Origin of the sequence: Butyrivibrio sp. AE2005, assembly GCF_000686965.1 — a bacterium.
Classification (GTDB): Bacteria; Bacillota; Clostridia; order Lachnospirales; family Lachnospiraceae; genus Butyrivibrio; species Butyrivibrio hungatei_A.
Genome location: NZ_JMMD01000007.1, coordinates 64,583 through 80,598, shown reverse-complemented (window position 1 = coordinate 80,598; position 16,016 = coordinate 64,583). Strand labels below are relative to the sequence as shown.

The 16,016-nt window shown below is 42.6% G+C and carries 12 protein-coding genes; all 12 read left to right on the top strand.

Annotated features, from left to right (window positions below; all coding sequences use genetic code 11):
* Positions 1–28: 28 nt before the first annotated feature.
* The 12 genes from rpoC to DL92_RS0108060 all read left to right on the top strand — a co-directional run bounded on the left by rpoC (position 29) and on the right by DL92_RS0108060 (position 15,903).
* Positions 29–3,748, top strand: a complete 3,720-nt coding sequence (gene rpoC, locus DL92_RS0108110; RefSeq protein ID WP_051594286.1) for a DNA-directed RNA polymerase subunit beta' — start codon at positions 29–31, stop codon at positions 3,746–3,748.
* Between the two features lie 125 nt (positions 3,749–3,873).
* Positions 3,874–4,293, top strand: coding sequence for a 30S ribosomal protein S12 (gene rpsL, locus DL92_RS0108105; RefSeq protein ID WP_026515647.1), 420 nt, complete (start codon positions 3,874–3,876; stop codon positions 4,291–4,293).
* Positions 4,294–4,488: 195 nt separating this feature from the next.
* Complete coding sequence (gene rpsG, locus DL92_RS0108100) at positions 4,489–4,959, top strand: 30S ribosomal protein S7 (protein WP_026515646.1); 471 nt, start codon at positions 4,489–4,491, stop codon at positions 4,957–4,959.
* Between the two features lie 37 nt (positions 4,960–4,996).
* Positions 4,997–7,114 carry an elongation factor G gene (gene fusA / locus DL92_RS0108095; protein WP_026667375.1) on the top strand — a complete coding sequence of 706 codons (2,118 nt, stop codon included), beginning with the start codon at positions 4,997–4,999 and terminating at the stop codon, positions 7,112–7,114.
* A gap of 102 nt (positions 7,115–7,216) precedes the next feature.
* Positions 7,217–8,407, top strand: coding sequence for an elongation factor Tu (tuf, locus tag DL92_RS0108090; RefSeq protein ID WP_026655662.1), 1,191 nt, complete (start codon positions 7,217–7,219; stop codon positions 8,405–8,407).
* A gap of 274 nt (positions 8,408–8,681) precedes the next feature.
* A complete protein-coding gene (locus DL92_RS0108085) occupies positions 8,682–9,221 on the top strand; it encodes an AAA family ATPase (RefSeq protein ID WP_034468750.1) in 540 nt (179 codons plus the stop codon).
* Positions 9,208–9,423: a hypothetical protein gene (locus tag DL92_RS18670; RefSeq protein WP_197027241.1), complete on the top strand. Its 216-nt coding sequence runs from the start codon at positions 9,208–9,210 to the stop codon at positions 9,421–9,423. Before DL92_RS0108085 ends, DL92_RS18670 begins: the two co-directional genes overlap by 14 nt.
* A gap of 3 nt (positions 9,424–9,426) precedes the next feature.
* Positions 9,427–10,200 carry a class I SAM-dependent methyltransferase gene (locus DL92_RS20185; protein WP_051625267.1) on the top strand — a complete coding sequence of 258 codons (774 nt, stop codon included), beginning with the start codon at positions 9,427–9,429 and terminating at the stop codon, positions 10,198–10,200.
* Positions 10,201–10,472: 272 nt separating this feature from the next.
* Positions 10,473–11,474: an asparaginase gene (locus DL92_RS0108075; RefSeq protein WP_026655659.1), complete on the top strand. Its 1,002-nt coding sequence runs from the start codon at positions 10,473–10,475 to the stop codon at positions 11,472–11,474.
* A 57-nt stretch (positions 11,475–11,531) separates the two neighbouring features.
* A complete protein-coding gene (locus DL92_RS0108070; protein WP_026655658.1) occupies positions 11,532–13,184 on the top strand; it encodes a ribonuclease J in 1,653 nt (550 codons plus the stop codon).
* 217 nt (positions 13,185–13,401) lie between these two features.
* Complete coding sequence (locus DL92_RS18665; RefSeq protein WP_051625266.1) at positions 13,402–14,853, top strand: MBOAT family O-acyltransferase; 1,452 nt, start codon at positions 13,402–13,404, stop codon at positions 14,851–14,853.
* Positions 14,854–14,889: 36 nt separating this feature from the next.
* A complete protein-coding gene (locus tag DL92_RS0108060; RefSeq protein WP_026667373.1) occupies positions 14,890–15,903 on the top strand; it encodes a hypothetical protein in 1,014 nt (337 codons plus the stop codon).
* Positions 15,904–16,016 lie beyond the last annotated feature (113 nt).

The following is a 16,016-nucleotide window of genomic DNA, read 5'->3' as shown; positions in this document are numbered from 1 at the left end:
AAAGAGGTTACGAATGTCTGATTCAACAATGAATAAAGCAATAAATGAGGCTTCAAGTGGAAGAACAACCCAGCAGCAGACCTATCAGCCGATGACTTTCGACTCAATCAAGATTGGTCTTGCTTCTCCTGAGAAGATCAGAAGCTGGGCTCATAGAATTGATAACGATCCCAAGAGCGGAGAAGTTACCAAGCCTGAAACAATTAACTACAGAACATTAAAGCCTGAAAGAGACGGTCTGTTCTGTGAAAGAATTTTTGGACCTACCAAGGATTGGGAATGTCACTGCGGTAAGTACAAGAAGATTAGATATAAGGGTGTTGTCTGCGACCGTTGTGGCGTAGAGATCACAAAGAGCAGTGTACGTCGTGAAAGAATGGGATACATCGAGCTTGCAGCTCCTGTATCACATATCTGGTACTTCAAGGGTATCCCCAGCAGAATGGGACTTATTCTTGATCTTTCACCCCGTGTACTTGAGAAGGTATTGTACTTTGCTTCTTACATAGTGCTTGATCCCGGTGAGACAACACTTGAGTACAAGCAGGTACTTTCAGAGAAAGAATATCAGGATGCGAGAGAGGAGTGGGGCCCTAAGTTCCGTGCAGGAATGGGTGCCGAGGCTATAAAAGAGCTTCTCCTTGATATCGATCTTGAAAAAGAGTATCAGGAGCTTAAGGAAGGCCTTGATACTTCCAGCGGACAGAAGAGAACAAGAATCATCAAGCGTCTCGAGGTTGTAGAAGCCTTCAGAGAGTCAGGAAACCTTCCTGCATGGATGATCATGGATTGCATTCCTGTAATCCCTCCGGATCTTCGTCCCATGGTACAGCTTGACGGTGGACGTTTTGCTACATCAGATCTTAACGATCTTTACAGAAGAATTATTAACAGAAACAACAGACTTAAGAGACTTCTTGATCTCGGTGCACCTGATATCATCGTTCGCAACGAGAAGAGAATGCTTCAGGAAGCTGTTGATGCCCTCATCGATAACGGAAGAAGAGGAAGACCTGTTACAGGACCCGGAAACAGAGCACTTAAGTCACTTTCAGATATGCTTAAGGGTAAGTCCGGAAGATTCCGTCAGAACCTCCTCGGTAAGCGTGTTGACTATTCAGGACGTTCAGTTATTGTAGTAGGACCTGAACTTAAGATTTATCAGTGTGGACTTCCTAAGGAAATGGCTATCGAGCTTTTCAAGCCTTTCGTTATGAAAGAACTTGTTTCCAGAGGAATTTCACAGAACATAAAGAATGCCAAGAAGCTTGTTGAGAGACTTGATGAGCAGGTATGGGATGTACTTGAGGATGTTATCAAAGAGCACCCCGTTATGCTTAACCGTGCTCCCACACTTCACAGACTTGGTATTCAGGCTTTCGAGCCTATCCTTGTAGAAGGTAAGGCTATTAAGCTTCATCCTCTTGTATGTACACCTTTCAACGCCGACTTCGACGGTGACCAGATGGCTGTACATCTTCCTCTTTCAGTAGAGGCACAGGCTGAGTGTAGATTCCTTATGCTCTCACCTAATAACTTGCTTAAGCCTTCAGATGGTGGCCCTGTAAACGTTCCTACACAGGATATGGTACTTGGTATCTACTATCTTACACAGGAAAGACCCGGTGCTATGGGTGAAGGCAAGTTCTTCAAGAGCGTAGACGAAGCAATTCTTGCTTATGAGAACGGATACTGCACATTGCAGACCAGAATCAAGATCAGGATGGAGAGAAATAAGCCTGACGGAACAGTTGAGAGCGGAATCGTAGAGTCAACTCTCGGAAGATTCCTCTTTAACGAGATCATTCCTCAGGATCTTGGATTTGTAGACAGAAGCAATCCTGAGAATGCATTTAAGCTTGAAGTAGATTTCATGGTTGGTAAGAAGCAGCTTAAGCAGATTGTTACCGCTATGATCAATACACACGGAACATTCGCGACAGCAGAGGTTCTTGATAATATCAAGGCTACAGGTTATCACTACTCAACAAGAGCAGCTATGACCGTTTCAATCGCTGATATGACTGTGCCTCCGCAGAAGCAGCAGATGCTTGATGAAGCACAGGCTACAGTTGATAAGATCGCAACAAACTATCGTCGTGGTCTTATCACTGATGAAGAGCGTTATCGTGCAGTTGTTGATACTTGGATGGAGACCGATAAGGAACTTACAGATGTGCTTCTTGCAGGTCTTGATAAGTACAACAATATCTACATGATGGCTGACTCAGGTGCCCGTGGTAGTAACCAGCAGATCAAGCAGCTCGCAGGTATGCGTGGACTTATGGCTGATACAACAGGTCGTACTATCGAGCTTCCTATCAAGTCAAACTTCCGTGAAGGTCTTGACGTTTTGGAATACTTTATGTCAGCTCACGGTGCTCGTAAGGGTCTGTCAGATACAGCTCTTAGAACAGCCGATTCAGGGTACCTTACACGTCGAATGGTTGACGTATCACAGGAACTTATTATTCGTGACATTGACTGCTGCGCCGATAAGGATGTTATCCCCGGAATGACAGTTAAGGCATTCATGGATGGTAAGGAGACAATTGAGCCTTTGAAGGACAGAATCACAGGAAGATATTCATGTGAGACTATCAAGGACAAGGACGGAAACGTAATCGTTAAGAAGAATCATATGATTACTCCTTCCCGTGCCGCTAAGATCCTTTCAGTAGGTGTTAATGCTAAGGGACAGCCTGTTGAGGCAGTTAAGATCCGTACAATCCTTACTTGCCGTTCACACAACGGAATCTGTGCTAAGTGCTACGGTGCTAACATGGCAACAGGTGAGGCAGTACAGGTTGGTGAGGCAGTTGGTATCATAGCTGCTCAGTCAATCGGTGAGCCCGGTACACAGCTTACCATGAGAACATTCCATACAGGTGGTGTTGCCGGTGGCGATATCACACAGGGTCTTCCCCGTGTAGAGGAGTTGTTCGAGGCAAGAAAGCCGAAGGGACTTGCAATCATCTCAGAACTTGACGGAAGAGCTGAGATCAGAGATACAAAGAAGAAGCGTGAAGTTATCGTAACAAATGATGAGACCGGCGAGTCAAAAGCTTACCTCATCCCTTACGGATCACGTATCAAGGTTCAGGACGGAACAACAATTGAAGCCGGTGATGAACTTACTGAAGGTTCAGTTAACCCTCACGATCTTCTTAAAATCAAGGGAATTCGTGCAGTACAGGATTACCTCTTAAGAGAGGTTCAGAGAGTTTACCGCTTACAGGGTGTTGATATCTGCGATAAGCATATCGAGGTTATCGTTCGTCAGATGCTCAAGAAGGTAAGAATCGACGAGAGCGGAGATACAGATTTCCTTCCCGGAACACTTGTAGATGTGCTTGACTTTGAGGACAGCAATGAAGCACTTATATCTGAAGGAAAGAGACCTGCAGAGGGCAAGCAGGTAATACTTGGTATTACAAAGGCAGCTCTTGCAACAAACTCATTCTTGTCAGCTGCTTCCTTCCAGGAAACAACTAAGGTTCTTACGGATGCTGCTATCAAAGGAAAGGTTGATCCACTTATCGGACTTAAAGAGAACGTTATTATCGGTAAGTTGATCCCTGCAGGTACAGGTATGAAGAGATATAGAAATACTCCTCTTAATACCGACGCAAACTTTGCAGATTCTGAGAAGCTCATTCTTAAGAAAAAGAAGAGAGATTTAGATGACGAAGTAATTGTCAATGATGATGATTTCGACGAGGAAGTTTCTGTATCCGAAGACGAATAATAAAAAAGTTGACATTATTTTGATTTATACTTATACTTTATAATTGCGTGTACTTTCAAAGGGGTGATTTTTTACCCCTTTGTTGTATGCATATATGTTTTACATCAAAACAGGAGGTGAAAGGAATGCCAACATTTAACCAGTTAGTTAGAAAGGGTCGTCAGACATCTGTTAAGAAGTCTACAGCACCTGCGTTGCAGAAGGGTTTTAACTCTCTTCATAAGAAAGCAACTGCAACAGCTTCTCCTCAGAAGCGTGGTGTTTGCACAGCAGTTAAGACAGCAACCCCTAAGAAGCCTAACTCTGCTCTGAGAAAAATCGCCAGAGTACGTCTTTCTAACGGTATCGAGGTAACAAGCTACATTCCCGGAGAAGGTCACAACCTTCAGGAGCATAGCGTAGTTCTCATCCGTGGTGGAAGAGTTAAGGATCTGCCTGGTACAAGGTATCACATCATCAGAGGTACTCTTGATACTGCAGGCGTAGCCGACAGAAAACAGGCTCGTTCTAAGTATGGCGCTAAGAGACCTAAGGCTGCCAAGTAATTTATTAATTGATCTAATTTTTTAAGTGTTGGGATTCTATTCTGTATAGATATAGTAGTAACACGCCTGTATTACGGGCAGTATTATTGTTCTAAAGTTAGAAAACCGCACGTACACTAAATTAGTGAGTACCGATGATTTATAGTAAGCAGTGAAGATATTTCTTCACTAGCGATTCTAAAGGAGGGAAGAACCGTGCCGCGTAAAGGACATATTGTAAAACGTGACGTATTAGCAGATCCTTTATACGATAACAAGGTTGTTACTAAGCTTGTTAATCAGGTAATGCTTGATGGTAAAAAGGGTGTTGCTCAGAAGATCGTATATGGTGCATTTGCACAGGTAGAAGAGAAGGGTGGAAAGCCCGCTCTTGAAATTTTCGAGGGAGCAATGAATAACATCATGCCCGCACTCGAGGTTAAGGCTAGACGTATTGGTGGTGCTACTTACCAGGTTCCTATCGAGGTTAGACCCGATAGACGTCAGGCGCTTGCACTTCGTTGGCTTGTCACATTTTCACGTGCAAGAGGCGAGAAGACTATGGTTGACAGACTCGCTTCAGAGATTATGGATGCATACAATAACACTGGTGCAGCTGTAAAGAGAAAAGAAGACATGCACAAGATGGCAGAAGCAAACAAGGCATTCTCACATTACAGATTCTAATCTGGTGAGATTTCAGATTTTTTAGGAGGAAGAACCTTTGGCTGATAGACAATACCCATTGGAGAGAACCAGGAACATCGGTATTATGGCGCATATCGACGCAGGTAAGACTACACTTACAGAGCGTATTCTTTACTATACCGGTGTAAATTATAAGATTGGTGAGACCTATGAAGGTACTGCTACCATGGACTGGATGGAACAGGAGCAGGAGAGAGGTATCACTATCACATCCGCAGCTACAACATGCCACTGGACACTTCAGGAAAACGGAAAGACTAAGCCCGGTGCTCTTGAGCATCGTATCAATATCATTGATACTCCCGGTCACGTAGACTTTACCGTTGAGGTTGAGCGTTCACTTAGAGTACTCGATGGCGCTGTAGGCGTATTCAGTGCTAAGGAAGGCGTTGAGCCTCAGTCTGAAAATGTTTGGCGTCAGGCTGATGGATTTAATGTTCCACGTATGGCATTCATCAACAAGATGGATATCATCGGAGCAGACTATTACGGAGCTGTAGAGCAGATTCGTAACAGACTTAAGAAAAATGCTATTATGATCGAAATCCCTATCGGAGCTGAGGATCAGTTCCAGGGTGTTATCGACCTTTTCGAGATGCAGGCATACATCTACAATGATGATAAGGGTGAGGATATCACAATCGGTGAGATTCCTGCAGACCTCAAGGATGATGCTGAGCTTTATCACAGCGAACTCGTTGAGAAGATCTGTGATCTTGATGAGGATCTTATGATGGAATACCTTGAGGGTAACGAGCCTTCTAAGGAAGCTCTTAAGGCTGCACTTCGTAAGGCAACTTGCGAATGTAAGGCTTTCCCTGTATGCTGCGGATCAGCACACAGAAACAGAGGTATTCAGAAACTTATTGACGCAGTTATCGAATTCATGCCTTCACCTGTTGATATCCCTGCTTGTAAGGGTACAGACATGGATGGAAATGAAGTTGAGATCGAGTCAACAGACGATGGCCCGTTTGCAGCTCTTGCATTCAAGATTGTCAGCGATCCTTTCGTAGGAAAGCTTGCATTCTTCCGTGTATATCGTGGTACTGCAAACTCAGGTTCATACGTACTTAACAGCTCAAAAGATAATAAGGAACGTCTTGGACGTATTCTTCAGATGCACGCTAACAAGAGATCTGACCTTGATAAGGTATTCTCCGGTGATATCGCTGCAGCAGTTGGTCTTAAGAACACTGTAACAGGTGATACACTTTGCGATGAGAAGAATCCTGTTATCCTTGAGTCTATGGAATTCCCTGATCCCGTTATCGAGCTTGCTATCGAGCCTAAGACTAAGGCCGGCCAGCAGAAGCTTGATGAGGCTCTTCAGAAGCTTGCTGAAGAAGATCCTACATTCAGAGCTCATACAAACTCTGAGACAGGTCAGACAATTATTGCCGGAATGGGTGAGCTTCACCTTGATATCATCGTAGACAGACTTCTTCGTGAGTATAAAGTTGAGGCTAACGTTGGTGCACCTCAGGTTGCTTACAGAGAGGCTCTTACAAAGGCTGTTGATATCGAGTCTAAGTATGCTAAGCAGTCCGGTGGACGTGGTCAGTACGGACACTGTAAAGTTCGTTTCGAGCCCATGGATGCCAACGGAGATAACCTTTACCAGTTTGATAGCGAAGTTGTCGGTGGTGCTATTCCTAAGGAATTCATCCAGCCTATCAGCGAAGGTATCGAAGAGGCTATGAAGGCCGGAACACTTGGTGGATATCCTGTTGTAGGTGTACATGCTACTGTATACGACGGATCATATCACGAAGTCGATTCATCAGAAATGGCATTCCACATTGCCGGATCAATGGCGTTCAAGGATGCTATGGCTAAGGGATCACCTGTACTTCTTGAGCCTATCATGAAGGTTGAAGTTACAATGCCTGAAGAGTACATGGGAGATGTTATCGGTGACGTTAACTCTCGTCGTGGACGTGTAGAAGGAATGGATGATCTTGGCGGCGGAAAGATCGTAAGAGCTTATGTTCCTCTTGCTGAGATGTTCGGATACGCTACAGATCTTCGTTCAAGAACACAGGGTCGTGGTAACTACTCAATGTTCTTTGAAAAATATGAGCCCGTTCCGAAGAACGTTCAGGAGAAAGTTCTTTCGAATAAGGGAAAATAAATATTGATTAAACGCTAAAGTTTGGCTATAATCGATATAGTATGTGAAATTATGTATGTAAATGTTACTCTTAACATTTAACCTTAAGGAGGATATTTAGAAATGGCAAAAGCTAAATTTGACAGAAGCAAACCGCACGTTAACATTGGAACAATCGGACACGTTGACCATGGTAAGACAACACTTACAGCTGCAATCACAGCAGTACTTGCTGATAGAGGATTCAGCCCTGCAGTAGCATTCGATCAGATCGATAAGGCTCCTGAAGAGAAAGAGCGTGGAATCACAATCAACTCAGCTCATATCGAGTATGAGACAGAGAAGAGACACTATGCTCACGTTGACTGCCCTGGCCACGCTGACTATGTAAAGAACATGATCACAGGTGCAGCTCAGATGGATGGATCAATCCTTGTTGTTGCTGCTACTGACGGTGTTATGGCTCAGACAAAGGAGCACGTTCTTCTTGCTCGTCAGGTAGGTGTTCCTTACATCATCGTATTCATGAACAAGTGCGATATGGTTGATGATGAAGAGCTCCTTGACCTCGTAGAGATGGAGATCAGAGACCTTCTTACAGAGTATGAGTTCCCTGGAGATGATACACCTATCATCCGTGGATCAGCTCTTAAGGCTCTTGAGGATCCTAAGAGCGAGTGGGGCGACAAGATCATCGAGCTCATGAACACAGTTGATGAGTATATCCCTGAACCTACTCGTGAGACAGATAAGCCTTTCCTTATGCCTGTTGAGGACGTATTCACAATCACAGGACGTGGAACAGTTGCTACTGGTAGAGTAGAGAGAGGTGCTCTTAACCTCAACGACGAAATCGAAATCGTTGGTATCAAGGAAGAGACATCTAAGTCTGTTGTAACAGGTATCGAGATGTTCCGTAAGACAATGGATTACTGCGAAGCTGGTGACAACGTTGGTCTTCTTCTTCGTGGTGTTGACCGTGATGGAATCCAGAGAGGTCAGGTTATCACAAAGCCCGGCACAGTAACTTGCCACACAAAGTTCACTGCTGAGGTTTACGTTCTTACAAAGGACGAGGGTGGCCGTCATACACCTTTCTTCACAAACTACAGACCTCAGTTCTACTTCAGAACAACTGACGTTACAGGTGTCTGCAACCTTCCCGATGGTGTTGAGATGTGCATGCCTGGTGACCACGTAACAATGTCAATCGAGCTTATTCACCCTATCGCTATGGAGCAGGGTCTTAAGTTCGCTATCCGTGAGGGTGGACGTACAGTTGGATCAGGTAAGGTTGCTACAATCGTTGAGTAATCTTAACAAATCTAGATTTTATGCAGCTTCCAGAGTTTCTCTGGAAGCTGTTTTTTTGTATAGTTTTTTGATTGACTATCATGACTGGAATATGTATTATGATGGTAGAAGGAAACTTCTTGAGAAGCACACTCATAAAAATGCTTTATTTGCCTGTGAATCGGAATCCGCGATGGAAGGCGGTGAACGTGAAGATTTACCAAGAACACTTCGGTGTTCTTTTTTCGTATAATAAAAGAACGTATTTGAGCATAATTGGGGGAAGTAAATCACTATGCGCATTATTATATGTGGACTAAATGGAGCAGGAAAAAGTACTTTGGGGAAAGCATTGGCAGGACGGCTTAATTATGAATTCAGAGATATAGAAGATTATTATTTTCCTAAGATAGATGATAAATATGAATACAGTATTCAGAGAACAGATGAAGAAGTAGCAGCTCTATTGTTAAAGGACTTGGAAGAGAATGATGATGTTGTTCTTGCTTCAGTTCGTGGAAATTACAGTAAGCAGATAGAAAAACTATTTGATCTGGCAGTATACATAGATATACCAAAAGAAATAAGAATGGCAAGAGTAAGAAAACGTTCCAATGATAAGTTTGGAAATCGCATGCTACCTGGAGGAGACCTGTACGAGAGTGAAGAACGTTTCTTTAAAATGGTGGAGGCCAGGTCTGATGATCATGCTAAGAATTGGCTAATTGATTTATCTTGTCCTGTGATTTATATAGATGGACGTGCTGAAACGGAAAACAATGTCACAATGCTTGTTCAAAATTACTTGGGGAAGAGACTATATGTTAAGACTTGAGAAGATAAATGGTAAAAATGTTTGGGATATATTAAAACTATCTGTTAATGAAGACCAGAGAGAATTTGTCGCTTCTAATGAGGTTAGTATTATTGAGGCTTACACGACTATTACCAATAATGGTTATGCATTTCCATTTGGGATTTATGATGATGATACACTTGTGGGTTTTGAAACTACAGTGATAAAAAACAGAGGATGAATAATGAACAATGAATCATTTAATTCAAAAAGAATTGCCGAGGGGTACGCAAAAAGACCATGGTTACATAAAGGTGTAATTGACAGGTTTAGAAAAGATTGTGATTTGCCCGATGATTTTATATTCAGTAATGGGCTTGATGTTGGCTGTGGTGCAGGGCTGTCAACTAAAGCGCTGAAGCTTATTTGCAGGCATGTGACAGGTACAGATATTGCAGAATCAATGGTAGAGGTCTGCAATGAATTATATGGATCAGACGAAGCCTATAGTTTTTATACTGCCAAAGCAGAAGATACTTTGATACCTGATGAAAAGTATGATGTGGTATCAGCAGCAGGGATGGTCAATTGGGTTGATGAAAAGAAATTTATGGAAAATCTCATCAAAGTGACCAAAGATGAGTGTTTTATTATAATTTATGATTTCTGGATTACAGATAAAATGAAGAATGTTCCCGAATATACAAGTTGGTATCAGGATGAGTATTTGAAACGATTCCCTAAGCCGCCGCGTAAAGAGAATATTTGGACGGATGCAGACTTAATAAGTGGCCTGAAAATGTATAAGCAGATCAATTATGAACTCATTCATTCTTTTAGTTTGGACGACTTTATAGACTTTATGATGATACAATCCAACGTTAATGCCAAGATTGAAAGTGGTGAGATGGCTGAATCGCAGGTTAGAAGCTGGATGAAGGATACTTTATCTCCGATTTTTAAAGATAAGGAGCAAGAACTAGTTTTCGATGGCTATACTTGGTATATAAAAAGATAATACATGAGATATGTGCGAACAGAAACTATGTAAAATCAAGGCTTTTTAATTAGATATAATTAACGTTAAGCCGTGAGGGTGGACGTACAGTTGGATCAGGTAAGGTTGCTACAATCGTTGAGTAATTCTTATCGGATTGCATAAACACTGATTTTATAAAGAGCTTGGAAAGTGCTTGCACTTTTCCAAGCTCTTTTTTATTCTTACATAGGAGGATTCCATAAGCGAATCCACAACTTTTGAAATTGAAGTAGAAATAAAAGGAAAGAACAATGAGTAAGAGAATACTTATAATCAACACAGGCGGAACATTATCTTCGGTTATGAAGAAGAACGGCCTTATACCGGGCTTGTCAATCTATGATATGCAGAAAGAGCTGAAGATGGTTTCGGGGGATACGGATATTGAGATAGAAGATTTCTGCTCTTTGGACAGTGCAAATATTTTTCCGGATGATTGGTCGGCACTTGCGCAGCGCATCAGCGAATGCAGGAATGACTATGACGGAATAGTTGTGATACATGGAACGGATACGCTTGCATATACGTCTTCGATGCTTTCTTTTATGCTGAGAAACATCGCAATTCCTGTTGTTATCACGGGATCGCAGTTATCAATAACAAATCCCGTTGCAGATGCCATGGAGAACTGCAGATGTGCGATACATATGGCAGCAAGCAATATTCCCGGAGTGTTTGTTGCGTTCAACAGAAAAGTCATGCTTGGATGCAGGGCGTCCAAAGTAAGGGCACTTAGTTTTGATGCTTTTGAGAGTATCAATTACCCCAATATTGCGACGATAAGTTCTCTCGGAATGAAGATTGATACTTCAGCCGTGCCTGAAAGGACAGGTATTTTCACTCTTTCAAACAACTACTCTGATAAAGTATGCATGGTTAAGATGTTCCCGGGCATGCATAGAAGCTTTATAGAATCAATTGCCGACCAGGGATATAAGGGGCTATATATTGAAGGTTACGGAATCGGAGGAATGCCGTTCTTAAAGCATGACTTCATAGGGACGCTTGATAAGCTTATTTCAGGCGGAATGGCGGTTGTTGTAGGTACGCAGTGCAGATATGAAGGCACCAAGATGGATGTATATGAGACGGGCAAAAGAACTCTCGCTATCGGAGCGATGGAAGCCCATGACATGACAGCAGAGGCGGCGCTTACAAAGCTCATGTGGATACTTGGAATAACAGATAATCTCTCGGAGATACGTGATTATTATTCCATAAACATGATCGGGGAAATGACTGTAAGAAAATGATAAAAAGTTAATATGTGATAAAAAACATTGAGCATAACGGAAGGATTACGAGGTTAGATGGGAGACAGTATTAAGATCATTCCGCTTGGCGGATTCGACAAGATCGGTATGAATATGACTCTTATAGAGTCTTCAGACAGCATTATCGCAATTGACTGCGGGACGTCTTTTCCACCCAACAATCTGCCCGGCGTTGCGGCGATAATACCTGATATAAGCTATATTAAAGAGAATATCGATAGATTTAAGGGGATAATCCTTACACACGGGCATGAGGACCATATAGGAGCTCTTCCGTACATTTTTGACGGAATCAACGTGCCCGTTTACGGAACTCCTCTTACCATCGCGATGGTGGAAAAGAAATTTCAGGATTTCGGGATAAAAAAGATCAGGACAAAGGCAATAAAATTCGGAAGCACTATAGTTGTCGGCAATTTTAAGATTGAATTTATAAGAGGCAATCACAGCATACCCGATTCAGCCATGCTCGCGATCTATACCTCTCAGGGAATAATATTTGATACAGGCGATTTCAAATTTGACATGTCCCCTGTAATGAGCAAAACAGCAGATCTTGCGAGACTTTCCGCACTCGGAACAAAAGGCGTGCTTGCAGTTTTGTCTGACAGTACAAACGCCATGCATAGCGGTTTTTCTCGGTCGGAGAGATATGTCAACGAACAGCTCGACAGATTCATGAACATGTATCGTGAGAACAGGCTTATCATCGTGACATTTGCGACTAACATGGACAGAATTCAGCAGATAATAAAGCTTGGGCAAAAATACGGGCGAAAGATCGCACTTGAGGGCGACCTTCTTCTCGATGTCTTTTCATCGGCGCGAAAACTTGGATATATTGAAATCTCTGACGATATGCTCGTTGAAAACGATATGCTTGATGAGTATAAGGATGAGGAACTTATTTTCCTCACGACGGGTAATCACGGAGAATCTGTAAAGTGTATCGCCGAGATTGCCGCAGGAAACAATCCCGTCATCAGGATAAAGAAAAATGACGTGGTCCTGTTCAGCTCAGTCACGATTCATGGTAGTGAGCTGGAATTTAGCCAAACAATAAACAGCCTCGAGGAGCATGGGGCAAAGATAGAATTTCAGGATCTTCACGCTACGGGACACGCTTGCGCCGAAGAACTCAAGTTACTGTTTATCATGCTTCGCCCAAAGTTCGTGATCCCTGCGCACGGAGAGTACAGATACAGAAGAGAAGCAAAGAAAATTGCGACAGAAGTAGGCATTCCGGCTGAAAATGTCTTTCTCATAAAGAACGGCGATATAGTCGAACTAACGGAAAATACCTGCAGTGCTGCCGGTAAGATCACCTTAAGCGAGATACTTATTGACGGACGGGAAAAGAGCAAGATTGATAATAACGTTATTCGTGACAGAGTGCTATTATCCGAGTCGGGCGTTGTCATAATCGAGATCTGCATTGATAAGAAGACAGGACGATGCGTATCAGACTTAAATATCAGGTGCAGAGGCTTTCTTGACGAAGAGAAATTTAATGAGATCTCAGATGAGCTAAAAGACCTTTCAATGAAAGAAATATCAAGGCTTTTGGGGCAGGGGGTAAGAGATGATCGCATCAGTAAAGGCGTTACCTCGGTTGCGGAAAATTTTATTAAATTCAAGTCCGGAAAAACACCAATAGTTATTGCTTTTGTAACAAATACTGTGCTATAATTTGTGTATAAAATAGAATTTGTTACAATATATAGCTGAAAGGCAATGCTTTTATGAAGCGGTTTACGTCGGATTTTTATAGAATAACGAGTATTTCGCATCGTGAAAAGAAATTTATATATGTGACAGAATATGAAGAGGGGGGCAGTCTATGCCTTATTTTTCGTATTCTGTCATTTTTTATTGCAATATTTAATATAAAAAGGCGGAGTTTATAATGTCCTTTTCCATAAGTACTTTTTTGTTTGTTACAATGATTTTCATATTTTTTTATTTGCTGAAAAGAGCCAGAGCATTAATTTTACTCGCTGCAAGTTTGGCGTTCATCTATCACCTTGGCATTAATTCCCTCATGTGGATTGTGTCGGTAACGGCGGTAGTTTACGGCATTGGCATTTTGGAAGACAAGCTCAAAGAAAAAAAGCACACCAAAGCGCTGAAGATAGTGACAATAGCGGGCGTTGTGCTGAGTGCAGTACTTCTTTTTACCCTAAAGAATGTAGCAAGATGGGGACAGCGTGACGACACGCTTATAAAGATCCTGATGCCGATTGGATTTTCGTACTACATATTCCAGGCAATATCCTACATCGTGGATGTGTATAAGGGAGAAGCTAAAGCGGAAAAGAACCCGATACATTTTGCGCTTTACATGTGCTATTTTCCGAAGTTTATCAGCGGACCGATTGAGAGATCCGATAACTTTTTACACCGGATAAAAGAGCTGCCTAACGTCAAAATGTTAGAGAACAAGCGCCTTTCGATTTCTTTCACGACCATCCTTTACGGATACTTCATGAAAGTGGTAGTGGCGGACAGGCTTGCTTTTTTCACAACAAGATTATTTAATGACTCGTCCAGATTTGGGGCGATGTGGCTGTTTTTTGGAATGCTCATGTATTCGATCCAGATATATTGCGACTTTGCGGGATACAGTGCGGTTGCGATAGGTGTGTCCAATCTCTTCGGAGTGGAGCTTACCGAAAACTTCCATGCACCGTACCTTTCGAAGAATATAAACGAATTCTGGAGGAGATGGCACATATCGCTTTCAAGATGGCTGCGAGACTATATCTATATACCGCTTGGAGGAAGCAGGAAGGGAAAAGCGCGCAGGTTCCTTAACACAGCGATCGTATTTATCATATGTGGAATCTGGCATGGAGCAGATGCAAGTTTTCTTGCATGGGGACTGCTTCACGGCATCTATACAATGGCATTTGGAATAATTTCGGGGGTAAAGATAAAGAAGGCACAAGGAAAAGAACCGACAAAAGAGCCGGAATTTATCTCAAATATAGTCTCCGGAGTGATCACTTTTTTGCTTGTTTCTTTTGCATGGATCTTTTTCGGAGCGACAAATATGAGCAGTGCTCTCGGATATGTCGGAAGAATGCTGTCATTTACGCCGGGAGTCGACTCTTTCGCGGCACAGGCGGCCGATATAGGCGCATCGAGACGAGATATTATAATTCCAATCTACGGCTGCATAGTTCTTGCACTCGATCTTTTGATAGCAAGGAAAAACAAGAGAATCGGAAGAGCAATGGACAGCCTTCCGTGTGCACTGCGATATGTTGTTTTGTATGGAATGATCATGGCGCTTTTGCTGCTTGGGATATATGGACCGGGGTACAATGCGAGCAGCTTTATGTATGTAAGTTTTTAAAAAAAGTGCGCAGAAAAAATTAGTTGGTGGGATTAGATGTTAAAGAGGTTTTATAACAATAGGTTCAGCATAATATTTGCGATCGTCACAATCCTTTCGATATGGTATTGGGATGGTGTTTTGAGTATAAAAAACGATGACGGGGTCATGCAGGCGGCGGCCCTTTATTATCAGCCGCGCAACACCGTTGATGTCGTTATGATGGGCTCAAGTCATGTACACTACGCGATAGATACGGGCAAGCTCTGGGACGACTATGGGATGGCGGCATACGATTACAGCGCTGCGGAACAGCCACTGTGGATCACATACCATTACCTTAAAGAAGTATGCAAGACGCAGAAGCCAAAGCTCGTTGTGCTCGATGTGTATTCGCCGGCACTTCAAAAAGACGATTACCAGTATAAGTGGATGCTTCCAAACGCTCTTGGAATGCGCTTTTCACTTAATAAAATGCAAATGTTAAAAGTGAGCGTTGAAAAAGAACATTTTTCCGAATACTTTCCGAGCTTTGCCGTTTACCACGGCAGACTCAACGGACTTACCAAGGACGATTTCACATATCCTATCAGGAAATTCACGTATCTTAGGAATTTCAAGGGCTTTAAGCCAATGACCAAGGTTACGCCACAGCTCAGGCCGCAGATTACGCAAGAAAGCAGTGGCGGCTTGACCGAAAAGTCCGAGCTCTATCTTCGCAAGATAATCGACTATACCAAACAGAACGGCATAGAGCTGCACATGATAGTAACTCCGTACGTCTTCACTGATGAGCAGGAACTTGTTTTTAACCGGTTAAAAGAAATTGCTCAGGAAAACGGAATCGGATTTACCAATGCAAACCATGACTACGACGCCATAGGCCTTGATTTTGAAAAAGACTTCATGGATGAATCACACCTTAATTACTACGGCGCCGAGAAATTTACAGAATATCTCGGAAAAGAGATTACAAGCAGATTTGATCTTCCCGACCACAGAGGCGAGAAGAGATACAAGTCATGGGACGCCAACAGCCGTGAGATAAAAAATAGCATAAACGCCGGATAAATAGGAAGCTTGTTTCAGTAAATCTGAGGCAAGCTTCTTTTTTCTTGACATATATCGGCAACCGATATAGTATGTAGATGAACGATATATATAGACTTACGATATATAGATGC